The sequence below is a fragment of the Pseudomonas sp. MF09156 genome (assembly GCF_059862305.1).
In genome coordinates this window covers 560148-568336 of sequence record NZ_JCBCUR010000003.1, presented here as the reverse complement: position 1 = coordinate 568336, position 8189 = coordinate 560148, and the positions used below count along the sequence as shown (strand labels likewise).

Below are 8189 nucleotides of genomic sequence, written 5' to 3'. Positions count from 1 at the left end.
TCCATATGCTTATTTGAAGGACGTCCTCACGCGCCTGCCGACGCAGCGGGCGAGTGAAATCGATCAGTTGCTTCCGCATAAGTGGCAGCCGGTTTAATCACGCAAGGCGTGATGCCCGGACGCATACAAACACTCGAATATTGATGGATGAAAACACCTCTGTTGCACGCTGCTACGTGAAATCCGAGTCCTGAACCTTCTGCCAAAAATTCAGATTTCAATCTCAGACGCGTACTTTTCTGGCGTGGAATTCGAAGCCGACTTTTTCAACAGAATCGGCCAGTAGCGGACGTTCGCAAGCAGCCGCGGACGTCCAGAAAGAAACATTCGTCAGTACCCATGTTAGTAGACCACGACACAAGCGCCGCTGAGCGGTAGATGCACATCTCCTCCAAGCCAGATTGATAAACAGTCCAAAGGGTGGCACTGTGCTACTTTAGGCGTCTAGGAGGGTCGAGTCGAGGTTGGGGAGTTTTCTCCCGCAGCATTGACAGACCAAAAGAGATACAATAAGTACGATTGGAGTGCAGGGAGCAATGGCAATAAATTTTGATGTGGTTATTGAAACACCTGAATACGAAGTAGATATGAAGGCTGGACTGGATACCCTCCAAGGGATTTCAGACGCGACCCGAATTATTGGTGAGACGTTGTTGACTCAAAAGGTACCGCAACGTATCAGCTACAAAAGCGATGTGAGAACAACTCTTAAAAAAACCTTCCCGGGATCGTACGGTCACATATTCAGTTTAGACTTAATGAGTGAAGAACTTAAAAAGCAGTACCGAAAAATTGGTTCCGCTACTTTTTCAGAACTTATGTCATACTTTACTAAAGAAGCGTTGCATATAGATGTAGACGTGGATTCGCTATCAGAAAAAGCTCAAAAAACTCTTGAGGCTCTTGGCGAAAATACTGAAAAACTGATAGAGCAATTGCGAGAATCACCACTTCGCAACATTCACGAGGTTCCTAAGAAATTCGGTTACAAAGTACTGTTGAATCGCCGGAGTAGCGCCCACAACAGAGAAGTACTTGTCCAGTTTGACAAAGAAACATCTCTAGTGTTGGATGCAAAAAAAACTGATGAAAGGGTCACCCTGCTGGCAAGTATTCGAAGACTTAATACCAATACGGGAAACGGCCGACTTCAAGTGAAAGGCGGTGAGGAAACAGTCGCATTTGGTTTTTCTACAATGTATCGAGACGTAAGGCTGGCGACCAAGAAAAAGTTCTCAGAAAACCTGGACTACAATAATGGCATTGATATTGAGCACTGGAAGTATTTGGAGATAATCGCGGCCCCAGTGAAACTTCAAGATGAGAAAATCGTGAAGTACATTGTATTGGGCTTTCACGATGAGTAATAGATACATAAGCATTGCTGCCGGGTTGATTGCGCTGGTTAGTATGCTTTATCTAGGGAATTTCTATTTCCGCCTAGGGTATGTGGTTTCGGACAGTCCTGAAGCTTGGGGGCAGTTGGGAGATTACGTCGGCGGAGTCCTAAACCCATTGCTCAGTTTCGTATCGATTGTTTTATTGATCAAGTCACTTGCACTGCAAAATGATGCCAATAGTGATCTTAGAGATGAGATTCGAAACACTAGAAAAACTGAAAGGCTTCGGTCCTTCGAAGCGCAGCTGTTTCACATGATCGAATCTCAGCGATCATTGTTTGATTCCTTGCGCTTGGAAATCTCTTTGAATGGCGAAGACATTGAAAAATTTGGTGCGGATGCGGTTATAGCAATAGAGGGTGAGATCATAAGAATTAGAAAAGAATTTGATCTGGATCAGCTTGGTGATGATCGTATACGCGAATTTCTGGAGCAAGTGGACGCCACGGATAAAATCTTTGGTGTTACTCGTATTTTCTATAATATAGTCAAGCTAATCACTGACAAACTAAGTGATGGTAATGGCTTTGAGAAAAGTGATCGTGCTGCTCATTATGTGACGCTAATAAACTTCAGTGACTTTGCTCTCCTTCGACTCATAATGATTTCTGTTCAATTTATGGATTACCATTCGGTCGAGTATTTAAAGAAAAACTTGGAGTTCGGCTCGGTTTTAAATGACATGTCACTTGGATACTCATTATACTAATGTTCATCGGTTTAAACTCTTTATCCTGCCCTGTATCGCCTCTGATTTACTGAGCACGTTCGACTGACTCCTTCTGGTAGAAAGCGGCCGCTATCGACCAAAATCGGTCATTCAGATGTGTCTAGGGAGCCCGGCGCGATTCATTACTGTCGAGCGTCTGTTTACTATAGATATGAATTTTACTGGTATTTGGGAACTGTGAATGAACGTTAAGAACTTAAAGCCGGAGTACATTTCCAACTATATCAATGATGGAGGCACTTATAGTTGGGTGAGTCATCAGGCAAAAATCTTGCCATCAGCTTATTTGGAATACGCAAGGCAAGACTTTGACGAGCAGAATGGGGAGCGGGCTTTAATTAACGCTGTTGGAAACGCTAAAAGAGCTTTTCATCTGCAGACAGAAACACTGTGCGATGCCCTAGGATGGAAAGTTGCCTACAAAAATAAGAAGCTAGGGTTTGATAAGCGGCTGGAGTACCTTTCGAAATGCGGGATATTGTCACCTCGCATCTTGTCTAGATTAAATAAGACACGAAATCGTGTCGAGCACGAATACATTGTCCCTACTACAGAGCAGGTGGAGGACTATCTCGATATTGTGGAGCTATTCATCTTCGCGGTCGGGCAAATCCTCGATAGATTTCCATACGAGATCGATTTTTCTCTGATGCAAGATGAGTATTATGATCCGACGTTGGAGTTGCCGGATAATTTTACCTTTAAAATGAACAGCGGCAGCCTAGATTCTTTCACGATTGGCCAAAAAGGCGAGAGCATTACAAAAGTAATGACTGATGATGACTATTTTCCTTGGTTAAAAGCTATATTTACGCAATATTTCCTAGTTTAGAGCTAGCACGTTGTAGGGCAGTCGCTTAGCGGTGGCTGTACGCTGGTTCTTCATAAAGCTAATCACCACTGGTTTTGCAGCCTCTTCGGCGGAAAGGAGTGGGTAGATTAAAGATCTCTACAATGACGGTTATTGCCTAGAGGTGGCCCTCGTCTGAATATCTGTTTTTGGCCGAAAGCGGTAATAAGCCCACAGCCGCCACAAACTGAGAGCCGAAAAATCTGAAGCCTGCTTTTAATGGGAGAATCTGGTGAAGCGGAAGCTGCTTAAGCTTCCGCTTCTTCACCAACTGCTCTTTCTTTTGAGCTGAAGGTCAATGAAATCAAGCTCTGCCTTGATTGCATCAATCGTGAGCGTTTCAACCTTGGTGTCTTTGTTTGCTCTTGCGTTGAGCTTATTCACTCCAGCCATGCCGGCAATTATTCCGTTCAAATGCAGCTTGCGGGCCTTTAGGTAATCAGGCATCTGTGCGCTGTTCTGTGGTGGTTTATTCATGGTTAGACCGATGGTTGGCCCGAAGCACCCGACCCTCGCCGGTTGCTTCGGGGAGGGTTCAGGTTAGGCCGCCAGTAGGTCAATGAGACTGTGTTGGCGCGAGCGATCTATGAGTTCTCGCCAAGTCCAGCTTCCAAAGTGCTCCCCCTGTTCAGGGATATCCAGTTTCATCAGTGCAACAGGGTCACGGCTAATCAGGTTGCGTGCTGCCCACAGCTTGCCGCCGGTTTCCAGCAGCTCTTTCGCAGCCTCGTTCCACTTTTCTTCTAGTACTGTGTTCGCCAGATGTGCCGCTTGGTTCTCGATCTTGGCGCGTTCTTTTTGTGCCTCTGTGATATGCAGATCAATCGTCACCAGCTCCTGCTCCAGGGCGGTGATGAGCAGTTGTTGGCGGCGGTGATGCTCAGCCGCAGCCGTGAGGTTTTTTGCTGCCTTTTGAGCTCCTGCATTAGCCGCTTTCTCGCCCTCTACATCGCCCCAGGCGACAGCCTGTGCATAAGCGGTGGCTGCGTCCGTTTCAGCTTGTCGAGCTTTTGCCATGTCTTCCTGATCGCTCTGGCAGACCTGCTGCAACCGGGTCTCGATGCTGCTGCGCTTTTCGTTGAGTTCCATCTCGTCGGCTTTCCAGTTCGCCATATCTCTGAGATAGCCCGCAGCCAAGCTCTCACGGTTTGCCAATGTCTCAAGGCGATGAATCTTTTGATTCAGGTTGCTGATCTCCAGTTTTCGCGAGTCGATGCGTCTTTTGTGATCGTTGATTTCATCCTGCACGGCTCGTTGACGGCCCTGCTGGATGACCTCTGGGGTTTCCAGCGCCTCTTCGAAGGGAGCAAGGTCACCCTGAATGCTCTCAACTTCGAGTGTCAGTTGGTCGCGGCGGTCTTTCAATTCTTGGATAGTGTTCATTCGTATTGTCTCTGGGTATTGCGGTTGATAGGGATGGTTGTCGAACGGCTGGCGAGGCCGGTAATGAGCCGGCGCTACCTCGATCAGCAGGCATGCCGTCAGGCGGCCTTGGCCTCGCTTTCATCCGTTCCAGGAACTGTCTTCACCACATAGCAGCGTTGAGGCCCTAACCCGGGTAGGCGAATCAAGCTGTACGCTTTGCCGTCACTACCCGGCTCAAGCACGCCGCGTTGCAGCAACTCCTTGTTCACCGCACTGATGTTCATGCCTTTGAAGATCTCGGCCCTCCAGGCTTCAGGCAGAACGTAGTAGGTGTTAGTGGTATGCAGGGCGTCGCCCATGCCGTGTTCCATCGTCTTGCGAAAGCCCAACCGATCAATCGTGCGCGGCCCGTGCTCATCGATCTTGGCGGCGGCAGATTCCCAGCGGGTAAAGCGGCTTTCTCCAAAGCGCTCGATGACCTGTCTCAGCCGCGCCAAAATCGCATCGCCCTCGAAATTACCGGCGCCGCCGCGTTCGGCCAGCCACGCATGCAGACACACGCGCGCGGCAGTCGTGGCTGTGCCGTCAGGCCAGCCGGTGACGCCGAAGGCGGTGGCTAACTCTCCGGCCGCTGCTGCGAGGCCAAAGCGAAGGGCTGCACGCGGGGCCTGTCCACTGGCTGAGGTGGGCAGGTTTTGGGTGATGAACTGTTCTACTGTGCGGCGAACGATCACCGACCACCTGAGCATTTCTCCAGGCGCGCACAGTGCGTGCAGGAAGGCGGTGAGGGGTGTGCCGTAGTATTTGGCAACGCGGGCCTTGAGCGCATCGGAGAGGGCGGCTGCGTCTTCAAAACCGTTCAGCACATCGAACATGCCGAGGCCCTTGCTGGCATCCGCTGGCACCGCAAGCATGCGCACCTCCATGCCCGCTTTCAGCTCCTTGTTTGCATCCGCCATGTGCTGCGCCAACGTCTTCTCGCCGGTCGAGAGAAACAGCAAGCGCCACTCCTGCACCTGTCGGCCCGCTTGTCCTCGATCATTCGCCCGGGCTTTGCCGGTGCCATTGCCGAGCATGTACACCGTTTCCCCAATGATTCGTGGGTCACACATGCCGATTTCATCCAGCACCAGGAGACCGTCTGAGTGGGCGGCGGCAATGGACTCCAGGGCGTTATCCGTGGAACGCCACGAACGCACTAGGCGCGGCCCGCCATAAACCGAGGCGGCGACTTGCAGGTGAGTGGTCTTGCCACCGGAGCTGTCGCCGTACAGGTGGAAGCCGCCCGACTCATGTCCGAGCATGTTCAACAGTGGGCCTGCAAAGGCCACAGAGACGACAAACGCTAAGCGGTGGTTGCCAACGCACAGCGCGCCGATTTGCTGCTGCCACTGCTCCAGAGAACCCGCCTCGCTGATCGGTGGCAGCTGGGCACCGGCCTCATAAAAATGCAGATGCTCGGCGTGCGAGCCTATCTGTTGTTCGGGCAGAAGGAAGGCCTTGTCGTGCCAACCCAAGCGCGTTACCAAACGTGCGCGCTGGGCGCTATCGAAGCCGCCGAGGTAACTCTGCAGGTCATTGCGTGCGTTTCGCCCTGATCGGCTTCCTGCTAGGCGCAGGCCCATGTCTACCAATGGGCCGAGTACGTCCTTGCCGAAGTCGCCGGTCATGGTCCGGGCCGGGATATTCCAGCGCTTTTTGGCGCCGTCCGGGTCGTCGAACTCGACCAATAAACCCCAGTTGTGGCCCTTGTCGTCGCGAGTGCGAGCGATGATTTCGAGAGGCGAACACACAGGACGCGCCTCGCCATCATCGCCGGAAAAGAACACCCCTTCAGGCGTCAGGCGAAAGCCGCCCGGCAATAGGTCATTTTTCGATTTCGCGGGGCGTTTTGCAGGTGCCTTAGCCTTCGGTTCTTGGGGCTCAGTGGGCTCAGCGAGAGTGCCGAAAAATACGCCGTTACGCACCAGCTCGGTCACGTGGTCAGCGGTCCAACCTTTGGCTATCGCGTCCGCTGCATCATCGCCATCCTCCCATTTACCACCCTTGATCAATGTCGGCTTGCCACCTTTGCTGCTGGGCTTGAGCTTGAACACGTCGAGCGAGATTCGTTGCACTGAAGCGGCGCCCAGCTCAATCAGCTTAAGCTCGATGGCTTCCATGCAGGTCTTGCCGCTGGCGTCGTTATCCGGCCACAGCACCACAGAGCGCCCTTTGAGTGGCGTCAGGTCGGCCTTGTGCCAGGAGTTGGATCCGTTCAGCCAGCAGGTGGCGACGTAGTCGGGCAGTAGTTCAGCAGCGGCATCAGCGGCCTTTTCGCCTTCACACAACACCACAGGTGCATCGGTGCGTTGTGCCAGTACATCCAGGCGTAGCAAGGGGCGAGGCTCGGGCAATCCTTGCCAGCGCCATTGTGTGGTTTGTCCATCGGAGCGCTTGCACCAGGTCAAAGGCGCAAAGACTTTTCGCGGCTTGCCGTCTTCATCTGGGCTCAGATCGAAGCGATACAGCGCCATGATCGGTTGGCCCTGCGCATCGCGATAGATCCACACCTTGGAAGGAACGCCGTGTTGCCGGTGTTTGGCTGGACACTTGTTCATGGCCTCGACTGGGATCGGTTGAGTCGCGATCCACTCAGGCACTTCGCTTTTCGTCGGTGTGCTTTTGGTGGTTGCAGATCCTGCGGAAACGCTGAGCAGATCTGCCAGCTTTTTGCAGGCCTCAACGTCCGTGCCGCCGTCGATGTAACGCACCAGGTCGATCAGGTCGCCGCCCTTATCGCCAGTGGCAAAATCCGCCCAGGTGCCTTTGCTCAAACTGACCTTGAGTGAGCCCGCACGTTTGTCCGTGCGTGTGGGATTCGGTGCGGTGTATTCCTTGCCGCCATCAACACGTTTGCCGTTCGGCAGCCAGTGCGCAAGCACACGGTCGATGTTCTTTAGGGCAGCGCTTTTTACATCAGCGAAGCTCGGGCGTTTTGAGGTGTTGCCGGTGCGCTGAGTCATGGTGCGCTCCTCGACTCAAGCAACGCCTCGTTCACGTCGTCGATCAGTGCCTTAGCCATCTCGCCGAGGTAGAACGCGGGCCAACTAAAACGCTCGCCTGCATCGCTGATGGCGGCGTCGAGGATCAGTTGATTGGCGTGGTGCAGAATCTGGGAGACGGCTTCAAGTGCGTCCTCCATCGGGATACCGGCATTCACCCGAAACAGGTTTTGGCCGTTACCGTTGGCAGGGGAAAACTCGGAGCGTCCAAGCGTGCTGGAGTGGGTCACAGCGCACCGCCTTTCTGGCCCATTGGCACAGAGGAGGCATCACCGTACATGGTGAGTGTTTTGATCAAGCCCAAGGTGCCGCGCACGTCCCAAATAACGGACGACAGCACGCGGTTGGAAAGTAGGGGTTTATCGCCGTCTAAGTGATCTTCCAACAGCATGAGAACTGAATCGGCACGGTCGAGCGCACAGGTGATGGCGTCGATAGGCAGACCGGCTTCGGCGTCCTGGCTGACGCAGAGTAGATCTTCGGGGAGTGCAAAGCCTGGGAGCATGCTCATTGGGCACCCCCTGCGACTTCCAGGGCGCGAGCCCTGGACATATGGGCGTTGTAACGGGAGAGGCGTGTAGCGAGGCTGGAGTTGGCATGTAAAGCGGCGAGAGCCATTGCTCGATGAGCAGCGGCGCGAATTCCGAACGGATTGAGGGCGTGCATGGGGCGAAACTCCTATTGTTGAGGAGCTGCCACACTTCGTCGCCAAACGAATTAGGGTGGCAGCTGTGCGCAGGTTGGCGAACCGGGACAATAGGAACCCGGCAGACCCGAAGGTCTCCCACGCACAGCCGCCA

The 8189-nt window shown here is 53.0% G+C and carries 9 protein-coding genes; 4 read left to right on the top strand and 5 right to left on the bottom strand.

Annotated elements, in window-relative coordinates:
* From AC19YY_RS11615 to AC19YY_RS11600, 4 genes are all read left to right on the top strand, one after another.
* Window positions 1-97, top strand: a 97-nt coding sequence (locus tag AC19YY_RS11615) for a transposase domain-containing protein (protein ID WP_339493108.1), incomplete at its 5' end; no start/stop codon positions are given.
* Window positions 98-536: 439 nt separating this feature from the next.
* On the top strand, window positions 537-1367 hold the full coding sequence (locus AC19YY_RS11610) for a DUF7946 domain-containing protein (RefSeq protein WP_500604200.1): 831 nt from the start codon (window positions 537-539) through the stop codon (window positions 1365-1367).
* Window positions 1360-2109, top strand: coding sequence for a hypothetical protein (locus AC19YY_RS11605; protein ID WP_500604199.1), 750 nt, complete (start codon window positions 1360-1362; stop codon window positions 2107-2109). Before AC19YY_RS11610 ends, AC19YY_RS11605 begins: the two co-directional genes overlap by 8 nt.
* Before the next feature lie 202 nt (window positions 2110-2311).
* Complete coding sequence (locus tag AC19YY_RS11600) at window positions 2312-2962, top strand: hypothetical protein (RefSeq protein ID WP_112196272.1); 651 nt, start codon at window positions 2312-2314, stop codon at window positions 2960-2962.
* 282 nt (window positions 2963-3244) lie between these two features.
* Here AC19YY_RS11600 and AC19YY_RS11595 read toward each other — a convergent pair whose 3' ends face one another.
* From AC19YY_RS11595 to AC19YY_RS11575, 5 genes are all read right to left on the bottom strand, one after another.
* Window positions 3245-3427, bottom strand: a complete 183-nt coding sequence (locus tag AC19YY_RS11595) for a hypothetical protein (protein WP_500604209.1) — start codon at window positions 3425-3427, stop codon at window positions 3245-3247.
* Window positions 3428-3520: 93 nt separating this feature from the next.
* Window positions 3521-4363, bottom strand: coding sequence for a chromosome segregation protein SMC (locus tag AC19YY_RS11590; protein WP_500604198.1), 843 nt, complete (start codon window positions 4361-4363; stop codon window positions 3521-3523).
* A 98-nt stretch (window positions 4364-4461) separates the two neighbouring features.
* Window positions 4462-7350, bottom strand: a complete 2889-nt coding sequence (locus AC19YY_RS11585; RefSeq protein WP_500604197.1) for a DUF927 domain-containing protein — start codon at window positions 7348-7350, stop codon at window positions 4462-4464.
* Window positions 7347-7619, bottom strand: coding sequence for a DUF3077 domain-containing protein (locus tag AC19YY_RS11580; protein ID WP_216312722.1), 273 nt, complete (start codon window positions 7617-7619; stop codon window positions 7347-7349). Before AC19YY_RS11580 ends, AC19YY_RS11585 begins: the two co-directional genes overlap by 4 nt.
* Window positions 7616-7900 carry a hypothetical protein gene (locus AC19YY_RS11575; protein WP_017846196.1) on the bottom strand — a complete coding sequence of 95 codons (285 nt, stop codon included), beginning with the start codon at window positions 7898-7900 and terminating at the stop codon, window positions 7616-7618. Before AC19YY_RS11575 ends, AC19YY_RS11580 begins: the two co-directional genes overlap by 4 nt.
* Window positions 7901-8189: the final 289 nt, after the last annotated feature.

Coding starts and splice junctions, on each gene's coding strand:
- AC19YY_RS11610 (WP_500604200.1), top strand. CDS start 537: ATGGCAATAAATTTTGATGTGGTTATTGAAACACCTGAATACGAAGTA.
- AC19YY_RS11605 (WP_500604199.1), top strand. CDS start 1,360: ATGAGTAATAGATACATAAGCATTGCTGCCGGGTTGATTGCGCTGGTT.
- AC19YY_RS11600 (WP_112196272.1), top strand. CDS start 2,312: ATGAACGTTAAGAACTTAAAGCCGGAGTACATTTCCAACTATATCAAT.
- AC19YY_RS11595 (WP_500604209.1), bottom strand. CDS start 3,427: ATGCCTGATTACCTAAAGGCCCGCAAGCTGCATTTGAACGGAATAATT.
- AC19YY_RS11590 (WP_500604198.1), bottom strand. CDS start 4,363: ATGAACACTATCCAAGAATTGAAAGACCGCCGCGACCAACTGACACTC.
- AC19YY_RS11585 (WP_500604197.1), bottom strand. CDS start 7,350: ATGACTCAGCGCACCGGCAACACCTCAAAACGCCCGAGCTTCGCTGAT.
- AC19YY_RS11575 (WP_017846196.1), bottom strand. CDS start 7,900: ATGAGCATGCTCCCAGGCTTTGCACTCCCCGAAGATCTACTCTGCGTC.